Source organism: Pseudomonas paraversuta, assembly GCF_904067025.1.
GTDB lineage: Bacteria > Pseudomonadota > Gammaproteobacteria > Pseudomonadales > Pseudomonadaceae > Aquipseudomonas > Aquipseudomonas paraversuta.
In genome coordinates this window covers 2571843-2590669 of sequence record NZ_CAJFDA010000001.1, presented here as the reverse complement: position 1 = coordinate 2590669, position 18827 = coordinate 2571843, and the positions used below count along the sequence as shown (strand labels likewise).

The window sequence follows — 18827 nt, the reverse complement described above, 5'->3', positions numbered from 1 at the left end:
CAGCGCGAGCACCTGGGTGCCTGCGCTGTCGGAGCCGGAAACTCAAGATACACAGCGTTCTTGAAGTCACTCTGGCGGGGCACTACAGCCTTGGGCCCCGGATTTCTTTGAGCGGCTGCCTAGCGAATCCCGGCCCCGGCCAGGGCGTCCGGCGCCCACTGCACTTTCGAGAGCGGGTTGGTGTACTTGATGCCGCCGTACGGGCCGACGATGCCGTTGATGTTGTAGTTGCCCCCGACCAGGTCATAAATCATGAAAGGCGAGGTATCCGGGGTCTGCTTGTCGTAGCTCTGGCTGAGGAAGGTGAAGGCACCCCGGTAGAGCTTGCCGCTGGAGTCATATTGGTCGGAGGCCAAAGCGATCCAGCTGTCTTCATCCAGGTAAAAGCGGCGTTTGTGATAGATGTGGCGGGCGCCGGGCTTGAGCGTGGCTTCCACCACCCAGACCCGGTGTTTCTCCCAGCGCACATAGTCCGGGGCAATGTGGTTGGCGGTCGTGAGCGGCCCGGCTTCCTTGGCATAGGTCAGCTTGTAGGTGTTATAGGGCACGATCAGTTCCTGCTTGCCCACCAGCTTCCAGTCGTAACGGTCCAGGGCGCCCATAAAGACGAAGGTATCGTCGTAGGTGTTGGCGCCGGCGGTGCCGGGGTTCGGTGTGTCATAGGCAAGGTCAGGGGCCAGCTTTACCCGCCGCTGACCCGGCAGGTACTGCCAGGCCTTGCGTGGCTGGGTCAACGGGTCGGCAGAATCCCTGAGCATGATGGCTTCACCCGCACGACGCGCAGGGCCGGTGTAATACAGCTTCATCTGGTAAAAAATGTCGGTACTGGCAACCGGCTTTGACATGTTTTCGTAGATCGGATAGTTCATGAATGCCAGCGCCGTGGTGGACAGTGTCGGCACCCCCGCAGCGTCAACGTTCCAGGAGTCATACTTGGTGTTCAGATTGGTACCCAGGTAGCGCAACAGGTGGTTCCACATGGCCTCGCTGCCCGAATGCGGAATCGGGAACGGTACCCCGGGCAGCACGTTATCAATGGCCAGGCCGTCGTTGAGGCTCTTGGCATCGGTGGCGTTTTTCAGGGTATTGGCCAGCACCGGCGCAGGCAGCGATACGGTACGGTGGGTCGGATACACATCGATCCGGTACGTCGGGTAGCGCCTGGCCAGCTCCACAGTGGTAGCGGTCAGCATTCCCTTGTACTGATCCACGTTTTTGCCATCGATGACCAGCAGCGGTTTCTCATCGGCAAAGGGGTCCGGGCGCATGCTGTCACCGGCTTTGAAGCTGGCAGGGGGGACGGTCAGACCGCCCTTGTAGGCCGGGATCGAACCATCGGCATTGCCTGCCATTTCGCCGCCCACTCCCGTCAGGCTGGTGCCCAGTTTTGCGGCCTCTTGCGCCGATACGCCGGCTTGAGCCTGGCCGGCAATGATGGCGGCCAGAGAAGCTGCGAGCACAGTACTTAGAAATTTCATCTGAATTCTCTCCACTTGTTTTTATAATTCGAGCGTCAGTCAGAATGTGGCTTTGAACGAGGCAGTGACCATCCCGCGATCCTTGAGCAAAGGCGACAGGCCAGCTTGAGAGGTGATCTGTCCGGGGATGCACTGGTACAGACCGTTGGCCCCCGGGGTGTTGTTATCAAACCCGCTTTCGCAGGTATCGAAAGGGCCAAAGGAGTCGACGTATTTCAGGTCGAGTTTGTACTTCTGGTAGATGTCTGCCGCGACGCCGATCGAGTAGCTGCCGGCATCTTCGTTGCCACCCAACTGCACCGCAGAGTTGCCTTTGAGGCCCACGTTGTAGGAAACCGGCATGGACATATCGACACCCGGGAAGACCTGGAACCAGGTCGGGGCGAAGTTGGCCGCGATGGTGTAAGCGTTGGTGTCAACCTTGTCGACGCCCCTGTAGCTGGAGTCGCCCTTGAATGTCTGCTTGCCTTTGTCGACGCTGACCAGGTGGGTCAAGGAACCTTCAACTGCCAGTGAGGAGGCATCCCAGAGCGCTGTCTTGCCAAAAGTCACCAGGCCATTGAGTACCACGTGGAAGGTCTTGCCTCGGGCCAGCCCGGTTTCGCCATTGCCCGGCATGGCGCCGATAATGTTGGCGCCGTTGATCAGGCCCTCACCTGCCTGGGTATCCAGGGTTGAGTTGACCGTGCTGAAGTTACTCACCAGAGGCATGTTTTCGCGGTAGTTCAAGTCAAGGCCGACGCTGACCGGCCCTACACTTTTCGACAGGCTGATGCCGTAGATATCAATGTCATCGGCATAGGCTGTCATGTACTCGACGCCTTGCAGGCCCGCCAAACCCGGCTGGTGCAGGTTGGGTGCATTGATCAGCACCGCCGGCATCGGGTCCGAGGTGTTGCGGTAGTAAAAGCCCAGGGTGCCGTCCAGCCATTGCGGGCTCCACTTGGCCATCAGGCCGAAGTCGCCGGAATTTCGCGGTTTTACATCATGCCCGCGTGGCGCCGCGTAATAGGCCCCGGAGCCGTCCAGCAGGGTCGGCAAGGGCAGCCAGAATACATCCGCGCCCTCCCCCAGCATGTCGTAGCCGCCCATGTAGGTGCCGCCTTCGGGCAGGCGGGAGTTCTGGAATTCGAGGAAGTATTGGGCGCCCAGGGTCAGCTCCGGGTTGACCGTAAACGACACTGACAACTGGTTGCGCGGCAGGAACAATTCTTTGGTTTCAGTGCCCGGCACGTTATACAGCTTGGCGATGTCCAGTGCCGACTGGCCGTAGTTGATGCCGTTGGCCGCGTTGAACAGGGTCTCGCCCCAGTACACGTTGTGTTTGCCAAGCTTGGCGCTGAGCATCGATTCGTCGCCGATTTCAGTGCTGTAGAACACAAAGGCATCGAGGATTTCCCCCGAGGGGCCGTTGTAATAACGATCGGTATAGTTGCTTAGCCCGTGTCTGCTGGCCGAATGTCCATTGAGCGAGTCACCCGGCTGAATCAGGCCACCGTTTGCAGCGCGGGCCGCTACCAGATTGCCTGCGTTGCCCGCTTGTCCCGGGAAAGGGTTGGAGTTTGAACCGACATGGTCGTAAGCATGGTCATACCAGCTTGCGGCGCTGACCCTAAAGCCCATTTTTCCCTGGTAGACCACATCCAGTTCACTTAGCAGATCGACTCGCTGACTCACCGCACTGCCGACGCCAAAGTTCTTGTCGCCGTCGTTGAGGTTGGAGGTGCCGGCAATCTTCGAGTTCTGACCTTCGACGCGCTGGCCATAGCTGGCTTTGAGGGTGTTGTCGAAGCGCACGGCCCAGTCTTCGCTACCATCGGTGAGTTCGAAAGCATAGGCACAAGGCATTGAGGCAAGCAGGATGGCAGTGGTCAGTACGCTGCGACTCGGGCGGCTTTGACCTGTGGTGTTGTGCATTACGTTGTCTCCGTTTTTTTTTGTTTTTGTTTTTGGTTTTAACAACGGCTCACACCCCGGTCCTGGCGGTGATGGGAGCAGACTTCAGGCGGTTTTGCGGTAACTCGATCAGCGGTCCAGCGTGCGGATAAACTCTTCGGCCTGTGGCCACAGGCCGTAACCGGAAGCTGGATTGAGATGGCCGACAGCCCCGAGATTGACCAGCTCGCTGCCCCACTGTCGGGCCATGCGGGTCACGGCCGGCAGACTTGCAAGGTGATCATTGGTGCTGCCAACAACAATCGAGGGGAACCCCAACCGGCCTTTTGGCAGAGGGTCCCAGCCATTGGCCCGCAGGCTTTGCGAGGTTGGATAGCCCAGTGGCCAGACGGCCTCAAGGTCTGGCGGTGCGGCCAGCAATGCGCCCTTGATCGGGCGCTTACTGAGGGCCGCCCAATGCGCGACCATCAGTACACCGGCGCTGTGGGCGACCAGGATCACCGGGCCGCTGATCGCCTCAAGCTCACGCTCAATCGCATCTACACGAGCCGCCAGACTGAGCTTGTTGTCTTCCAGAGGCGGTACTGAACGGACCTTGTCCAGTCGCGCAGCCAGTAACGTCTGCCAGTGCTGGGGCACGTGATCACGCAAGCCCGGAACAATCAGAATCGTGGTTTCACTCATGGTTCTTTTCACCCTTGAACAAGCCATCGGACAGTTCGCCAACGCGTCGAACCCTTGCCAGAAGCACAGTAAATTTCGCCTTCTGCCAACGCTTCACATTTGGCGTCAGTCACTTCTCTTTTGATGACAGGGCCCGGAATCAAACCCGGAGTTTTACCCGCAGGCGCTTTTCATTCCACGACCAAACCTCTATAAATGGCAGCCAGTCGTTGTAGCGAGACCTCATTTGTCAGCAAATGGAAGCCAGACACCCCATGACCGTTCTAGCCCGATCCGCAGCACTGACCAACTATCTGGAAGTGACCCGTCATCTGCGCTTGAACGTCAATGCGCTGCTGGCCCAAGCCGGATTGAGCCCTTCGATTCTCAACGATCCCAAGCAACGCATCCCGGCAAGTTCGGTGGTCAGTCTGCTGGAGCACTCAGCGCAAATGAGTGGTTGCCAAACCCTTGGCCTGCGCATGGCCGAGTTACGGCAGCTGTCGGATTTTGGTGAAGTGAGCCTGCTGCTCAATCTTCAGAACAGTCTGCGCGACGCCTTGAAAGTGATCGTGCAGTACCGGCACCTGCTCAATGACTCACTGGCAATTTTCATTGAGGAAAGCGGCAAGACGGTGATCATTCGCGAGGAACTGATCACCGAGGTGGCTGCCGGTAACCGTCAGTCCATCGAACTGGCCATCGCTGTGATGTATCGTTTTTGCGCGGCCCTGCTTGGCGCGCACTGGCACCCGATAAATGTCTGCTTCACCCATGAAGCCCCCGAAGATCTGACCGTGCACCGGCGTATCTTCGGCTGCAAAGTGGAGTTCGGTTGTGAGTTCAACGGCATCATTTGCCCCGCCACCGACCTTGACACTGCCAACCCTCTGGCCAATGAGGCCATGGCTCGCCACGCGCAGCGCTACCTGGACTCGCTACAGGGCAAAAGCAATCACTCGCTGGCATTTGACGTCCGCAAATCCATCTACCTGCTGCTGCCCATGGGCCGCGCCACCATTGAGCAAATTGCTCAAAGCCAGGGTATGAACGTACGCACCCTGCAACGCCGCCTGGAAGAAGACGGCGCCAGTTTCAGCGAGCTGATCAATATCGTGCGTCGCGACCTGGTGATTCGCTACCTGGAGAACCCCGGCTATTCCCTGGGACGCATTACCGACATGCTCGGTTACTCCATGCCCAGTTCATTCACCCGCTGGTTCATTTCGCAGTTCGGCCAGCCGCCGGCCGTCTGGCGCAGTGAACGCATGATTGCGCCGCGCAAAGATCACTGAGGGCCCGCCAGCGACGGGTTTGCTGCCAACACCGCCATGCAATAAAAAAACGGCCGCCGGTAATTAGCCGCGACCGTAAAAGGAGCAATTGCGTAACGGTTTACATGCCCCAGTGCATCAGTACCAGCACCAGGATGACGAGGAATATGGTTTCCCCCAGCATAAGTAAAATGGGTTTGATCCCCACTGCGGCCAGTTCCTTGAGTTGAGTTTTCATACCCAGGGCACTGATGGCCACCACCAGACTCCAACGGGACAACTCGTTGGTGAAGTTCTGCACTGCGGGGACCACCCAGCCGGTACTGTTGATACAGGCCAGTATCAGGAAGCCCACGGCAAACCAGGGCAGCAGTGGCGGCCGTTTGCCGGTGGGATCGGCTCCCTGCATGCGGGTAATCATGGCTGCGCACACAATCACCGGCAGCAGCATGGCTACGCGCATCAGCTTGACCACGGTGGCGGTATCGCCGGTCTCGGTCGACATGCTGTAGCCGGCACCCACCACTTGAGCCACATCGTGAATGGTGGCGCCAAGGAAAACACCGGCCATCTGGGGCGACAGTTCAAGCCAGTTGGCAATCATCGGATAGACGATCATGGCCATGGTCGACAGGGCTGACACACCAATTACAGTGAACAGCGTTGCCCGCTCCTTCTGCGGATGGTTAGGCAAAGCCGCGGCCAGCGCCAGTGCTGCCGAAGCCCCGCAAATCGCAGTGGCCCCGCCGGTGAGCATGCCGAACAAGCGTTGAAAGCCCATGGCTTTGGCGGCGACTACCGACACCAGGATGGTCACCACCACCAGGGTCACCACCAGCGCCACCGGTTTCCAGCCCATGGCGACGATCTGCTCCAGCGTAATGCGCATCCCTAACAGCGCTACGCCTATGCGCAACACCGTCCGCGCGGTGAACTCGATACCAGGCTTGCAGATGCTGTCCGCCGCTAGAAAATTCAACGCCATACCCAGCAACAGTGCGAACAGCATCACCGGGGCACCGTAGTGTTCGGAGAGAAAACTTGCTGCTGCAGCCACAATCAGGCTGACGATAAAACCGGGGGCCAGTTCACGCACGCGGCTGTGCGCCGCAGTGAGGGCAACCACACTCATGCTGCGCCCTCCCCGGCCATCACCACATATACCTGGCCGTTAACCACTTCCACCGGGTAGTTGGGGACTTTCAGGCCGGTGGTATTGAGCAGGTAGCCGCTGCTCAGATCAAAGCGCAGGCCATGGGCACAACACTGAATGACTCGGCCCTCCAGGCGGCCGGCACACAGAGATGCCCCCTGGTGCGGACAACTGTCGTCTATGGCATAGAGCTGGCCCGCGACATTGAACAACGCCAGGCTGTTGCCTTCGGCCTCGAACAGCGCCCGCTTATCAAGTGCCGGGACCTTTTGCGCAGGTACCGCTATGCGCCGGCTCATAGGCTTGAGCTCCTGTTTGTGTCCTGCTCAAGGGCTTGCTCCATGGCCTGCAACAATAGCTGCGGCGGCTGCGCACCACTGACCTCGATGCGCCGGTTGAAGATGAAGTACGGCACACCTCTGGCAGGCATGCCGTTATCGCCCAGGGGCGTCGCATCAGCGCTCAGGCAGTCGGCCAAAGCGTCTTGCGGATAGCCACACTCCTGCGCCATGGCCAGCAGGGCGGCCGGATCTGCGAGGTTTTTGCCGTCATGGAAATAGGCATCGAAGAGTTTTTCCAGCAAGGCATTGCGCCGGGCAGCTCCGCCCAGTGCCGAGGCGTGCTGCAACAGGCGATGGGCAGTGGCTGTATTGGGCATGACGTCGATGCCGCTCAGATCAAGGCTCAGCCCGGCATCGGCCGCAGCCTGTTGTACCTGTGCCTGACGCATGCGTACAGCTTCGGCGCTGCCCAGGCGCTGGCGGTAAAACTCGGCAAATGGAACGCCCTGTGGCGGCAGGTACGGCAATAACTGCACGCCATGCCAGGCAAGCTCCTGCTTTACATCCGGACGCCTGATTCGCAGCAGGTCAAGGGCGCGCTCCAGATGACGCTTGCCAATCAGGCACCAGGGGCAAATAAAGTCGAAGAACACATCGATACGCAAAGTGGCGCTCACGATAAGACCTCACACGGGGATTTGCCGGGCGCTTGAGCGACCTGCTCCTCCTTTGAACGGGCGACATCATTGAGATAGTGATGGCGGGTGTAGAAGAAGACTGCCGCTGCCGCAACACTCATCAGTGGTACCCACTGCAAGGCTGCATGCAGGCCGATAATGTCCGAGACCCGGCCTGTGATCAGTGGCCCCGGGGCCAGGCCCAGCAGGTTGTTGACCAGCGTCAGAGTGGCGAATGCGGTGCCGTGTACCGAGTAATGGGTCAGGTTCGCCACCATGGCTGCGGCTGTACCGTTGGTACCCGCAACCACCAGCATGCCCATACCGATCAACAGTAATTGCACGGGGCCTGGAGGTAGCAACAATGCCACCGAGAGCAACAGACAACTGCTCAGGCAGTAAACAATGGATATTTCGATTTTGCGCAGCGGTGACTGACGGCACAGGCGATCACTGAGCATCCCGCACATGACGGCTCCGGCTCCGCAACACAGCACCATGATCGCTGCCACACTGCCTGCCCGGGCCTCGCCCATTGCGTAATAACGGTTGAGGTAGCTGGGCATCCACACGATCAGGGTGCCGGAAACAAAAATCTGCAAGCCACTGCCAATGTAAGCGCCAATCACAGAGCGGGTGCTGTACAAGGTGCGTAACGAATTTTTGAGCGCCGTCGGGGTCTTGCTGCGTGTGCGGTTCAGACGTTGCGGGGAAATCCGCGACTCCTTGACGATGAGCGGATATAGCGCCGCCAGTATCAGGCCAAATAACGCCATGCTGGCGAATGACCAGCGCCAGCCCAGTTTCGCGGCAATCGCCCCGCCCAGGGCAATGCCCAGTACGGATCCAAACAGCCCGCCTGCCATAAAGGCGCTGGCCAGGGTTGCACGCATGGTTTTGGGAAACACCGATACCACCACGGCGATACCGACGCTGCCGTAGGCCGCCTCCCCGACACCCACCATGAAGCGCGCAATCAGCATGTGCTGATAGTTTTCTGCCAGGGCGCAACCCAGGGTGGCGAGGCTCCACAGCAAGGCCATCAGCGCCAGACTTCTAACGCGACCGAAGCGGTCGGCCATCAATGACAGGGGGAACGTCAGCAGACCGACCATCAAGGCGACAATGCCACTGAGCAGACCCAGTTGCCCGTCACTCAATGCCCACTCCTGTTTCAAGGTCGGGAATACCGCGTTGAGTACCTGGCGTGACATGTAATCGGAAATCAACAAGCCAAACGTCAGAGCAAACACTATCCAGGCGTACCGGCGTGGAATACCGGCGGACGTATCTTCTTCATCGCCCACAGCACTGTGGTGATAGGCCATGCTGCCTCCTCGGTGTCTTGCACCTGTTTTGTTATTATTTTTTGGTATTGCGTAACGCTTGAAACTGAGCGGGGGCAAGACCCAAAGTGGTCCTGCCCCCCGTTTTCTGACAATTAACCGCGCTGAGGTACACCCTTTTGCCCGGGCTTGCGGTTCGGTGCCATACCGTTGGCCAGCAGGGTCTGTTCAATGCTGTCGTACTGCACACCGATGCGATAAATGTCGCGCGCTTGCTTCCCGGTGGCAATTTCACGCCCCAGCTCGTGGGCGATACGCACTGTTTGCTGGATCTGCTGCACCGAGGTGAAGCGCTTTCCATGCTGGTCAATGATGGTGTCTTCAGTGCCCACTCGCGCATGCAAACCCATGGCCAGAGCCATGGTGTTGAGGGGCAGCATATTCTTCATCAGCGACTCGGACGTCAAGGTGCAGCCATCAGGTACGCGATTGATAAAGTTGAACATATTGAACGGGTTGGGACCGTCGAAGCCGCCACCGATACCGATCCACGTCAGGTTCAGCGGGCCTTTATACAGACCTTTGCGCACCATTCGCTCAAGGGTTTCGTAAGAGTGAATACCGGTCAGCTGGAAGTGCGGTTGAATGTTGTTGGCTTGTAGACGCTTGAGGTGCTCGGTCACCCAGGCCGGACCTGCCGGCACGGTCATTTCACTGTAGGCCGCTTCGATGATGGGGTCGGCCAGTGAGGTGCCTTCCCGATATTCGGGGTACAGCAACTCCATGATATTCATCTGAATGGTATTGATCGCCACGGTGACCTGGTCGGGCTTGGGCGACAGCTCCGCGAGCATGTGCCGGGTATCGTCGGACAGCCACAGGGCCGCCTCGCCATCGCTTTCCGGCGCAAAGGAAATCGAGCCCCCAACCTGAATGATCATGTCCGGAACAGCTTCGCGCACCCCGCCAATCAGTTCATTGAACTTGGACAAGCGCTTGGAACCTTTCCCGTCCAGCTCACGGACATGCAAGTGCAGCACGGTGGCGCCTGCTTCATAGCAGTCCACGGCTATTTGTACCTGCTCATCCATGGTTACCGGGATGTCCTGGGGGAAGTCTTCGGGCATCCATTCCGGGGCATAAGGGGCGACGGTAATGACCACCTTTTCCATGTTTTCCGGATGCAGGGAATCGTCGAAAAATTGCATGTTCGTCTCCTTGTTTTTATTTTTGCCTGCCCAACGGACGGTGCTGGTACGGGCGTTTACCTGATTACAGGGGGGGCTCAGTAGGTCTTTTCGCCGATGATTCCGGCGCGTTCCATTTTTCGATGGCAGGCGGGGTAATCCATCACTGCATAGTGCTGGGTACTGCGGTTATCCCAGATCGCGATGCTGTTGGGCTTCCAGCGCCAGCGCACCTGGTACTCGGGAATACTGGCCTGGCTTATCAGGTAGCGCAGGAGTTCGGGCGCGCCCTGGCTGAAGTCCTGGCCATAACGCACACGCGCAGCGGTGTGATAGTTGCTGAAGTGGGTCGTGAAACCATTGACGAACAACACCTTCTCACCGGTCTCTGGATGTGTACGCACCACTGGATGTTCTGCGTCCGGGTACTGGGCCTTGAGTGCCAGGCGTTTTTCGATGGGCATGGCGGCGCCGAAGGTCGCTTCGATGCTATGCCGTGCACGCAGGCCTTCAAGCTTGGCTTTGACATCGTCCGGCAGGCGCTCGTAAGCCACCACCATGTTGGCCCACATGGTGTCGCCCCCTACTGGAGGACACTCCACACAGCGCAGCACGCAGCCCATCGGCGGCGCCTCGCGCCAGGTGGCATCGGTGTGCCAGGAGTTCTCGTAACGGTCTACCGGGCTGTCGGGGTTTTTGTAGACTTGCACGAGCCCCGGGTGGTCCGGATGACTGCCAATCACGGGGTGGTCTTCCAGCTCGCCGAAGCGTCGGGCAAAGGCCACATGCTCGGCGCGGCTGATGTCCTGGTCCCTCAGGAACAGCACCCGATGCTTGAGCAGCTGGGCACGGATCTCTGCGAACAGACCCGCGTCATGTATGGCCTCGGCCAGGTTTACACCAAAGAGTTCTGCGCCGATATTGCAGCTAAGTTGCTCAACTTGCATGACTGACGCCCCCCTTAGATCACGAAGATTGAAGAGCCCGTGGTCTTGCGCGATTCCAGATCCCGGTGTGCCTGCACCGCGTCCTGCAAACTGTAATGCTGATTGATCTCGATCTTGATTTGACCGCTTCCAACCAGATCAAACAGTTCGCCGGCCAGATCGGCCTTTTCTGCCGGGTCAGCTATGTAATCGGCAAGTGCCGGGCGAGTCAGGTGCAGCGAGCCTTTGATTGCCAGCAATACCGGGTCCAAAGGCGGGATCGGGCCGGATGCAGTGCCAACACAGACCATCAAGCCACGGCGCTTGAGGGAGTCCAGCGAGCCCGCGAAGGTGTTTTTGCCGACACTGTCAAACACCACGTTTACGCCAACGCCGCCGGTCAACTCACGTACCCGTTTGGCGACGTCTTCGTGGCTGTAATTGATCACATGGTCGCAACCATGGGCACGGGCTACCTCGCCTTTGGCATCGCTGGACACAGTGCCTATGACTTTGAGCCCCAGCAGTTTTGCCCACTGCGAAACAATCAGGCCGACGCCTCCGGCTGCGGCGTGCAGCAAGATACTGTCGCCAGCCTTGAAGTCATAGATACGGCGCATCAAATAGGCAGAAGTGAGCCCGCGCATGGTCATTGCGGCGGCGGTCTCAAATGAAATGCTTTCGGGCAGTTTGATCAGGGGCGCTGCCGAGATCAGGCGTTCTGTACTGTAGGCACCCAGGGTGTTGAGAAAGCCGGTGTAGGTGACACGATCGCCTACAGCTACATTGTTCACGCCCTCACCCACTGCCACTACGATGCCGGCGGCTTCCACGCCCATGCCATTGGGCATCGGGATCGGGTAAGTGCCGTTGCGGAAATAGGTGTCGGCATAGTTCAGGCCGACAGCGACCTGGCGTAGCCGAACTTCACCCGGACCCGGGTCGCCCACTTCGGCCTCTTCAAGGCGAAGAACCTCGGGACCTCCGGTTTCATAAAAACGTACTACTTGGGCCATGCTTATTTTTCTCCAATCAACGTTCTGGATGCGCTACGGCGATTTACGTTGATTGGAATGTAAGCTGCGGGTTGTCGGCGTGCTTCTCATCAGACGACAGCCTCTTTTCATTTCATGACAGGGATCCAAACCTGTCAGCTGTCGTGCTCCGGCTTTTAAGCGGCCCTGCAGTGATTTGGCTTCATGCTCCCTCAGCCGAACCGGTGCGTTTGATGGCGCCATGGGGCAACTCAACCTGCGCGATGAGTCCACCGCCCATACGGTTTCGCAACAGTAGCTCGCCACCGTGCTGGCGCGCCATTGCCCGGGCCGAGGACAGACCAAGCCCTACGCCACCGGAGTCGCGATTGCGCGAGGGCTCAAGCCGGAAGAACGGAACGAATACGTTCTCCAGTTCCGAATCGGCAATCCCCGGTCCTTCATCGCTTACCTCGATACACACCGAAGTCTGGCCATTGATCAGTTCGATGCGTGGATGCCGGGCATACTTCACGGCGTTTTCCAGCAAGTTGGCGGTCATTCGCTTGATGCCCACCGGGCGGCCGAAATACACCAGGTGGGCAGGCCCTGAAAAAACCACGTCGATACCCTGATCGCTGTAGTCATCGATGACCGTCTGCAGCAGTTCGGAGAGGTCAAAACTGGTGGCTTGCTCGCGCAGGGTCTCGTCGCGGAAAAAGCCCAGGGCGGAGTTGATCATCGATTGCATTTCATCGGTGTCGCGGATCAATTTGCGTTGCTGGTCAATATCTTCAATGAACTCACAACGCAGTCGTATGCGGGTCAATGGCGCACGCAAGTCGTGGGAAATTGACGCCAGCATGAGGGTGCGCTCGGCAATGAATTGCTGGATTTTCGCCTGCATGGTGTTGTAGGCCATGATCGCCTGGCGTATTTCACGGGGGCCTTCGATGTCAATGGCGGGGGCATCAAGGTCGGTACCGAAGCGTTGTACGGCACTGGTAAAACGCTGCAGCGGGTCAGCCAGCTGGCGTGTGGCGAACCGCGCTACCAGCCAGGCGGCAAGAAGCCCCAGGGCAATAACCACGGCAAAACGCAACGCTGCACTCATTCCCCAACTGCGTTGCGGAGGGGTAAACGACAACCAGCTGCCGTCGTTCAATTGCACCAGCATGGCATAACGCGCTTGCGGGCTTTCGCTAGGCCAGTTGGCGGGCTGGAAGACTTCTATCCTGTGTTCGGTATTGTCCAGCAATCGATGCAGAACCGGCGACTGGTTCTGGTCGATGGCGGTGCCGGTTGCCGGAAGTCCGAAGCTGCTCCGGTGTTCGCTCCATAGCACCCCGAGTGATGGATTGCTCGCCGCAGCCGACAGCTGCTCCCGCAGTTGTGGCGGAGCCGCCTGGATGATGCGGGTAGTGGTCGCGACCTGATCCAGCAAGCCGATTTGATCCACTGGCGGTTTGGCCCAGACCCCGGCGACCTGCACAAACAGGGCATAGAGCACCAGCGAAGCGAGCATCGCCGCGACAATGGTCAGGGCAATCCGGCGTCTGAGGGTGTCAGCGTGGGCAATCAGACTCATCACGTGCGCGTCACCTTTGCGTTGAACAGGTAGCCGCCGTTACGCACGGTACGAATCAGGTCCGGACGCTTGCTGTCCGGTTCTATTTTGCGTCTCAGGCGGCTTACCTGCACGTCAATGCTGCGGTCAAAGGCTTCGTGATTATTGCCCCGCGTCAGGTCGATCAATTGTTCGCGGCAGAGGATGCGTTCAGGGTGTTCGAGAAAGACCACCAGTAAATCGAACTCACCGCCCGAGAGCGGAATCATGACATCGGCAGACGAACGCAATTCGCGGCGTGTTACGTCCAGGTGCCAACCCGCAAAGCTGATCACCAGCCGTGTGTCTTCATTACGGGCTCTTACCGGATCACTGGCGCGACGTAGAACTGCCCGCAGACGGGCCAGCAACTCGCGAGGATCAAAAGGCTTGGTCAGGTAATCATCGGCACCCAGTTCCAGGCCAACAATGCGGTCACTCAGCTCGCCCATGGCAGTCAGCATCACAATTGGAATACCGGTGTTCAGGCGTAATTTTTGACAGAGGCTGAGCCCGCCTTCACCGGGAAGCATCAGATCGAGAATGATGAGGTCCGGCCGCTGGCGCCCGATGGCCGCCCACATGGCTTCTCCGTGGGTGACCAGTTCCACTTCATAAGCATGCAAGAGAAAGAACTTCTCCAGCAGTAATAGGATTTCCACATCGTCGTCGACGATCAGCAGCCTGCTCACATTAGCGATCCATGGGTAAATAAGGGGGGGCTATCTAAAACCATTCTGGCGTCAGGGTCATATATTTCAATCGTGAAACATTGCGCCTGTATGCGCATAAACCAGACATCTCCCGGCAAAACCCCTCAGGCAAACTGCGGGCAATTCATTCCGGGATGCCCTCGATGCCGACCTTGAGCAGCAAGGCCCAAAGCGCCAACGCTTTGATTCTGAACCAGCGCACCAGCAAAGTCTGGCGCACCGATCCAGTGCTTTTCCAGGAGTCTCGCCTGACGCTGTCCAGCGACCAGAAATCCATCGTTCTGGTCCGCTATATCGAGACTTACAGCCCGCAGTGCAGCCAGTGGGTGGAGTACTGCCACTCAATACCTGTTGCCGAGCTTACCCAATGGGTCATGGCCCATGGCGAACTGCATATAAATGGTTGCGAAAGCGGCACAGACGCTTGAGCACGACGTACATCCTTCATGAAAACACTCGCCCCGGGAACACCGATCCAATGCCAAGAAGTCTCTCGCTGCCGTTACTGGTAGCCCTGTGCATGTCACTCGCCGCTTGCGCCGGCAAAACCGTCTCTCCTGACGAATATTCTGGGTTTTTACAGGACTACAGCCAACTCACGGAAAAAAAATTGCCCTCTGGCCAACGGGTATTGTCCTGGGTAAACCCGCAGCGTGATCTCAAACATTACACCCGGGTGTATATCGAGCCTAGCCAGTACTACCTACCGCTGGTGCCGACCGACCGACGTTCACAGGCAATGCTCTCGGACCTGAGCCATTACTACGATGCTGCTCTGAAACAGGAGCTGGGCAAGGTCATGACCGTTGTCACGACTCCGGGCCCGGACACACTGATCGTCAGGCCCGCCATCATCACCGTGTCGGCCTCAACCCAGGGTTTGCGCTTTTATGAGTGGCTCCCCGTGACGCTGCTTGCCGCCGGCGTGAGTACGGCTATGGGCATCCGTGACCAGGACACACAAATCACCACTGAAGTCGCAGTTCTGGATGCCTGGGATCATGAGGTTGTGGCGCAGGTGGTCAGCAAAGGGGCCGGGCTGACGCTGAAGAATGACAAGCAGGCAATGAGCGTCGATGATTTCAAACCGGCACTCGATGGATCGGCCCTGGATATGCGCCAGGCCTATTTAGCCCACGCGCCCGATCTTGAGCCCTCGCCTTTATCGAAGTAGATGAACCATTGAAGCCAGGCTCCCACAGGTGTTGCTGCGCCGGGAGTCGTGTGGAGCTCCTGTGGGAGCTGGCTTGCCTGCGATGGCCGCTCCAGGTTTTACCTGATACACCGCGGTGCGTGCATCGCAAGCCAGCTCGCTCCTGCAGGGGGCGTGGATGACAATGGATCCGTTGCCTAACCCCGGTCGAAACGAAACGACGCGCCATATGCACTGGCCGGCAAATGACTGGCGCCGTCTGCCCGCAGTCGCGAACGCAAGGTACCCCGCTGGGGTTCGGTGCGATACAGGCCGCGCTTTTGCAACTCGGGAATAATCAGCTCGACAAAGTCTTCAAGGCTGCCGGGGCTGATCAGCGGGTTGAGCATGTAGCCCGTGGTCCCGCTTATCCGTGCGTGCTCTTCAATCTGCTCTACAACCTGTTGCGGTGTACCCACCAGAATCAAGTCACTGCCCCGGGTGACGTTGGCAAAGCGCTGTTTGACGTCACCCGCAGTCAAGGGCTTGGCGCTGCCATCCGCTCGCATCACATAGGAGGTCATGCCTTCGGTGTGGGTGGACAGCGCATCACTGTCGGCGTAGCGACTGATGTCGATACCGGTATCACCGGCATAACTGACCAGTTGTGCCTGCAAGTGGTAATTGCTCTGCAGATGGTCGTATTTGCGCCGGGCTTCAATTTCAGTTTTGGCGGTGACAATGCGCAACACGGTCAGTGACTTGACGTCCTGTGCCGGGCGGCCGAGGGCCAGGGCCTGGGCCCGGATTTCTTCCAGCCCCTGGCGGATCTCGTGGGGGTTGGACTTGGCCACGAAGATCAGTTCGGCGTGCTTGGCCGCGAAGGCCCTGCCCCGCCCTGACCAGCCGGCCTGGATCAGCAGCGGTGTACGTTGCGGCGATGGCGAGGTCAGATGCGGCCCGGCTACCCGATAGTGTTCGCCGGCATGGTTGATAGGGCGCACGCGATCACCCCGGGCATACAGTTGGCGTGCCTTGTCGGCAACCACGGCATCATCGGCCCAGCTGCCTTCCCAAAGCTTGTAGGCCACGTCCATGAATTCTTCGGCACGCTCATAGCGATCATCGTGTTTGATCATCTGCTCCAGACCGAAATTGCGTGCGGCACTGGACAGGTACGAGGTCACGATGTTCCAGCCGATCCGGCCATTGGTCATGTGATCCAGGGTGCTGAAGCGCCGGGCATGGGTAAACGGATGCTCGTAACTGGTGGTCACGGTCACACCGAAAGCCAGATTTTCGGTGATTGCTGCCAGTGCCGGAATGATCATCAGCGGATCATTGGCCGGGGCTTCCACGGCCCATTTCATGGCGGCATCGGCATTGCCGGCAAACACATCGTAGAAGCCCAGCACATCGCCGAAAAACAGCATGTCCAGGTGAGCCTGATCGGCGATCCGGGCCAGGTTCGACCAATAGCCCAGAGAGTTGATGCTCAGTCGCTCGTCTGCCGGGTGGGTCCACAGGCTTGGCGCACCACCACAGCCGACACTCGCTTGCTCGTAGAGGGCAAACAACAGAGGTTTGGGATCGGACATCATGATTCCTGAAAAAATGGATTAAACAAGGGACTGCCTCAGCGCTGATTTTTGAAACCTTTGCCGTAGTGGCGCTCCAGGCGGTGCTGGAGCAGTTCGAGTCCGATCGACAGCAGCCAGTAGATAACGGCTGCGGTGGTGAGCATTTCGATATAGCGATAAGTGGAGCGGCCGTAGGACTGCGCCAGGAACATCACTTCCCAGACCCCCATCACCGAAATCAGCGATGAATCCTTGAGCATGGAAATGAACTGGCTGGTGGTCGGCGGGATAATCGTGCGCATGGCCTGGGGCAGGATGATGTGCACGAATGTCGCCGTCGGCGAAAGCCCCAGGGCCATGGCCGCTTCGCGCTGGCCGGGCGCCACAGTCATGATGCCGGCGCGAAAGATCTCGCTCAGGTAGGCCCCGTAGTTGAGCGACAGGGCAATGATCCCGGCGCTGATTGCACCTGGAACCACGCCGATCTGGGGCAAGCCCAGATAGATCAGCAGGATCTGGATCAGCAGCGGCGTGCCGCGGAAAAAAGAGGCATAGAAGCTGGCGATACCGAAGGCCACAGCGCTGCGGGACAGGCGCGCGAGGGCGGTGACAAAACCCAGCAGCAACGACAGCCAGATCGAACACAAACACAGAAACAAGGTGAGCGCGGCGCCTTGCAGGAAACCGTTGGGCCCCAGATGCAGGCCCAACAGGTTGGGCAATTTATCAACAATGATCGAGAACTTCAGATCGAAGCTCATGAAGAACATCACGCACAAACCGAGCAAGGCCGCCCAGGTCAGATACAGCCGGGTGCGAAAGCCAAACAGCTGGCTCAGGCGCGACGCTGCGGTTTCGGGTAGTACCCCGGTCTTGGCGGGGTGTGGGTTGTGGGCTGTCATTGGCTGATATCGGCACCGATCCACTTCTGCGAAATTTTGCTCAGTGTGCCGTCGGCTTTCAGTTCACCAATGACTTCAGTGACCTTGGCACTCCACTGAGGATCGCCCTTTTCAATCGCCACCACATTGGGCTCTGCATACAGCGGGTCGCCGGCAATTTTGAAGCGAGGGTCATGGGCAATGCGTTCACGGGCGGTGATGAGGTTGGTGACCATCGCATCCAGGCGTACTCCGCTGCCCAGTGCCAGGTCCTGGAATGCCACTGTTTCATTATCGTACGGGGCGATCTGCACATTCTCGAACGGGTATTGCAGCGGTTTGTCCGTTGCCCCCTCGATCACCAGGTCCTTGTTCAAATAGGCTTCATAGGTGGACGCGCTGCCCACGCCGACCTTCTTTGCGGACAAATCCTTGCCTGAAGCGATAGTGGTGTCCTGGGCATTGACCACGATCACCGCGGGCGACTGGTAGTACTCCACCGGAAAATCGAACACTTCGGCGCGAGCCTTGCTCGGCGTCATGGAGCACACGCAGATGTCGTAGCGCCCGCTCCAGCGGCCGGCTGCGATCACATCCCAGGAAGGCGTTTGCAGCTTGAGTTTCACCCCGAGCCGTTGCGCTACGGCCTTGGCGACATCAACATCAAAGCCGTCCAGCTGGTTCTGCTCGTTGAGAAAAGAGAACGGCGGATAGCTCTCCATCAGTACCCCTCTGAGCTCACCTTTTTCGGTGACGCGATCCAGAGTGGAGCCGGCAAAAGCGTTGGTGCAGGTTGCGAGCAAAGCGAGGCTAAAAGGTAAGAGCGCTGCGGTTTTCAAAGACAAATACTCCAATCTGTTCAGAATGACCTGGATAGATTAAAACGCACTATAAATCGCGCTTGTACTTGTTTTATGGAATAAAAAGCTCGCTTCCAGCTATATCGCGTGACGGCTCGAAGCAGGCTTTGACCGGCCATACGACTAAACTCTCGCTCAAAGGCAGCGGCCAGTCACTGCAACTTCGGGCACATCTCCACACAACGCAATGCCTGGCGAATTAGTTGAAACTTCACAACCGCTTAAACCGCTGCCTCCTTGTTAAGTGGGTGCCGATATTT

At 58.5% G+C, this 18827-nt stretch carries 18 protein-coding genes; 3 read left to right on the top strand and 15 right to left on the bottom strand.

The genetic code is table 11. From position 1 onward, the window contains the following. Window positions 1-119 precede the first annotated feature (119 nt). The 3 genes from JQ848_RS11865 to JQ848_RS11855 form a co-directional block, all read right to left on the bottom strand. A complete protein-coding gene (locus JQ848_RS11865) occupies window positions 120-1478 on the bottom strand; it encodes a DUF1329 domain-containing protein (RefSeq protein WP_003445560.1) in 1359 nt (452 codons plus the stop codon). A 39-nt stretch (window positions 1479-1517) separates the two neighbouring features. Then, window positions 1518-3395 (bottom strand): DUF1302 domain-containing protein, encoded by a 1878-nt coding sequence (locus tag JQ848_RS11860; protein ID WP_003445558.1) that lies wholly within the window; start codon window positions 3393-3395, stop codon window positions 1518-1520. Window positions 3396-3503: 108 nt separating this feature from the next. Beyond that, window positions 3504-4058: an RBBP9/YdeN family alpha/beta hydrolase gene (locus JQ848_RS11855; RefSeq protein WP_010656499.1), complete on the bottom strand. Its 555-nt coding sequence runs from the start codon at window positions 4056-4058 to the stop codon at window positions 3504-3506. A 254-nt stretch (window positions 4059-4312) separates the two neighbouring features. Between JQ848_RS11855 and JQ848_RS11850 the strand changes: the two genes are divergently transcribed. Then, window positions 4313-5332: an AraC family transcriptional regulator gene (locus tag JQ848_RS11850; protein WP_003445555.1), complete on the top strand. Its 1020-nt coding sequence runs from the start codon at window positions 4313-4315 to the stop codon at window positions 5330-5332. 100 nt (window positions 5333-5432) lie between these two features. On the opposite strand, the gene JQ848_RS11845 is transcribed toward JQ848_RS11850, so the two are convergent. The 9 genes from JQ848_RS11845 to JQ848_RS11805 all read right to left on the bottom strand — a co-directional run bounded on the left by JQ848_RS11845 (window position 5433) and on the right by JQ848_RS11805 (window position 14093). Beyond that, window positions 5433-6443, bottom strand: coding sequence for a YeiH family protein (locus JQ848_RS11845; protein ID WP_003445553.1), 1011 nt, complete (start codon window positions 6441-6443; stop codon window positions 5433-5435). Beyond that, entirely contained in the window at window positions 6440-6763 is a 324-nt protein-coding gene (locus JQ848_RS11840) for a Rieske (2Fe-2S) protein (protein ID WP_202210729.1), read from the bottom strand. Before JQ848_RS11840 ends, JQ848_RS11845 begins: the two co-directional genes overlap by 4 nt. Next, window positions 6760-7422, bottom strand: coding sequence for a DsbA family oxidoreductase (locus JQ848_RS11835; protein WP_202210728.1), 663 nt, complete (start codon window positions 7420-7422; stop codon window positions 6760-6762). The genes JQ848_RS11840 and JQ848_RS11835 overlap by 4 nt, the downstream gene beginning before the upstream one ends. After that, on the bottom strand, window positions 7419-8750 hold the full coding sequence (locus JQ848_RS11830; protein ID WP_003445548.1) for an MFS transporter: 1332 nt from the start codon (window positions 8748-8750) through the stop codon (window positions 7419-7421). The genes JQ848_RS11835 and JQ848_RS11830 overlap by 4 nt, the downstream gene beginning before the upstream one ends. A 113-nt stretch (window positions 8751-8863) precedes the next feature. Then, window positions 8864-9916, bottom strand: a complete 1053-nt coding sequence (locus JQ848_RS11825; protein ID WP_202210727.1) for a beta-keto acid cleavage family enzyme — start codon at window positions 9914-9916, stop codon at window positions 8864-8866. A gap of 77 nt (window positions 9917-9993) precedes the next feature. After that, a complete protein-coding gene (locus tag JQ848_RS11820) occupies window positions 9994-10842 on the bottom strand; it encodes a TauD/TfdA dioxygenase family protein (RefSeq protein ID WP_003445545.1) in 849 nt (282 codons plus the stop codon). 14 nt (window positions 10843-10856) lie between these two features. Next, the gene (locus JQ848_RS11815; protein WP_161718681.1) at window positions 10857-11837 is read right to left on the bottom strand and encodes a quinone oxidoreductase family protein; all 981 of its coding nucleotides are present in this window, start codon (window positions 11835-11837) and stop codon (window positions 10857-10859) included. Window positions 11838-12018: 181 nt separating this feature from the next. Continuing rightward, window positions 12019-13383 (bottom strand): ATP-binding protein, encoded by a 1365-nt coding sequence (locus JQ848_RS11810; protein WP_003445543.1) that lies wholly within the window; start codon window positions 13381-13383, stop codon window positions 12019-12021. Then, window positions 13383-14093, bottom strand: coding sequence for a response regulator (locus tag JQ848_RS11805; RefSeq protein ID WP_202210726.1), 711 nt, complete (start codon window positions 14091-14093; stop codon window positions 13383-13385). The genes JQ848_RS11810 and JQ848_RS11805 overlap by 1 nt, the downstream gene beginning before the upstream one ends. A 164-nt stretch (window positions 14094-14257) precedes the next feature. Here JQ848_RS11805 and JQ848_RS11800 point away from each other — a divergent pair, with 164 nt between their 5' ends. Both JQ848_RS11800 and JQ848_RS11795 read left to right on the top strand, forming a co-directional pair. Next, complete coding sequence (locus tag JQ848_RS11800; protein WP_010656504.1) at window positions 14258-14542, top strand: hypothetical protein; 285 nt, start codon at window positions 14258-14260, stop codon at window positions 14540-14542. A gap of 50 nt (window positions 14543-14592) precedes the next feature. Beyond that, on the top strand, window positions 14593-15288 hold the full coding sequence (locus tag JQ848_RS11795) for a DUF3313 domain-containing protein (protein WP_050949475.1): 696 nt from the start codon (window positions 14593-14595) through the stop codon (window positions 15286-15288). A 176-nt stretch (window positions 15289-15464) separates the two neighbouring features. Here JQ848_RS11795 and JQ848_RS11790 read toward each other — a convergent pair whose 3' ends face one another. The 3 genes from JQ848_RS11790 to JQ848_RS11780 are packed head-to-tail and all read right to left on the bottom strand — an operon-like array spanning window position 15465 to window position 18546. Continuing rightward, a complete protein-coding gene (locus JQ848_RS11790; protein ID WP_202210725.1) occupies window positions 15465-16844 on the bottom strand; it encodes an LLM class flavin-dependent oxidoreductase in 1380 nt (459 codons plus the stop codon). A gap of 38 nt (window positions 16845-16882) precedes the next feature. Then, window positions 16883-17728: an amino acid ABC transporter permease gene (locus tag JQ848_RS11785; protein WP_127195398.1), complete on the bottom strand. Its 846-nt coding sequence runs from the start codon at window positions 17726-17728 to the stop codon at window positions 16883-16885. Next, window positions 17725-18546, bottom strand: coding sequence for an ABC transporter substrate-binding protein (locus tag JQ848_RS11780; RefSeq protein WP_161718675.1), 822 nt, complete (start codon window positions 18544-18546; stop codon window positions 17725-17727). Before JQ848_RS11780 ends, JQ848_RS11785 begins: the two co-directional genes overlap by 4 nt. Window positions 18547-18827: the final 281 nt, after the last annotated feature.

Excerpts from the sequence above, each read along its gene's own strand:
- JQ848_RS11865 (WP_003445560.1), bottom strand. The coding sequence starts at position 1,478 with ATGAAATTTCTAAGTACTGTGCTCGCAGCTTCTCTGGCCGCCATCATT.
- JQ848_RS11860 (WP_003445558.1), bottom strand. The coding sequence starts at position 3,395 with ATGCACAACACCACAGGTCAAAGCCGCCCGAGTCGCAGCGTACTGACC.
- JQ848_RS11855 (WP_010656499.1), bottom strand. The coding sequence starts at position 4,058 with ATGAGTGAAACCACGATTCTGATTGTTCCGGGCTTGCGTGATCACGTG.
- JQ848_RS11850 (WP_003445555.1), top strand. The coding sequence starts at position 4,313 with ATGACCGTTCTAGCCCGATCCGCAGCACTGACCAACTATCTGGAAGTG.
- JQ848_RS11845 (WP_003445553.1), bottom strand. The coding sequence starts at position 6,443 with ATGAGTGTGGTTGCCCTCACTGCGGCGCACAGCCGCGTGCGTGAACTG.
- JQ848_RS11840 (WP_202210729.1), bottom strand. The coding sequence starts at position 6,763 with ATGAGCCGGCGCATAGCGGTACCTGCGCAAAAGGTCCCGGCACTTGAT.
- JQ848_RS11830 (WP_003445548.1), bottom strand. The coding sequence starts at position 8,750 with ATGGCCTATCACCACAGTGCTGTGGGCGATGAAGAAGATACGTCCGCC.
- JQ848_RS11825 (WP_202210727.1), bottom strand. The coding sequence starts at position 9,916 with ATGCAATTTTTCGACGATTCCCTGCATCCGGAAAACATGGAAAAGGTG.
- JQ848_RS11820 (WP_003445545.1), bottom strand. The coding sequence starts at position 10,842 with ATGCAAGTTGAGCAACTTAGCTGCAATATCGGCGCAGAACTCTTTGGT.
- JQ848_RS11815 (WP_161718681.1), bottom strand. The coding sequence starts at position 11,837 with ATGGCCCAAGTAGTACGTTTTTATGAAACCGGAGGTCCCGAGGTTCTT.
- JQ848_RS11810 (WP_003445543.1), bottom strand. The coding sequence starts at position 13,383 with ATGAGTCTGATTGCCCACGCTGACACCCTCAGACGCCGGATTGCCCTG.
- JQ848_RS11800 (WP_010656504.1), top strand. The coding sequence starts at position 14,258 with ATGCCGACCTTGAGCAGCAAGGCCCAAAGCGCCAACGCTTTGATTCTG.
- JQ848_RS11795 (WP_050949475.1), top strand. The coding sequence starts at position 14,593 with ATGCCAAGAAGTCTCTCGCTGCCGTTACTGGTAGCCCTGTGCATGTCA.
- JQ848_RS11790 (WP_202210725.1), bottom strand. The coding sequence starts at position 16,844 with ATGTCCGATCCCAAACCTCTGTTGTTTGCCCTCTACGAGCAAGCGAGT.
- JQ848_RS11785 (WP_127195398.1), bottom strand. The coding sequence starts at position 17,728 with ATGACAGCCCACAACCCACACCCCGCCAAGACCGGGGTACTACCCGAA.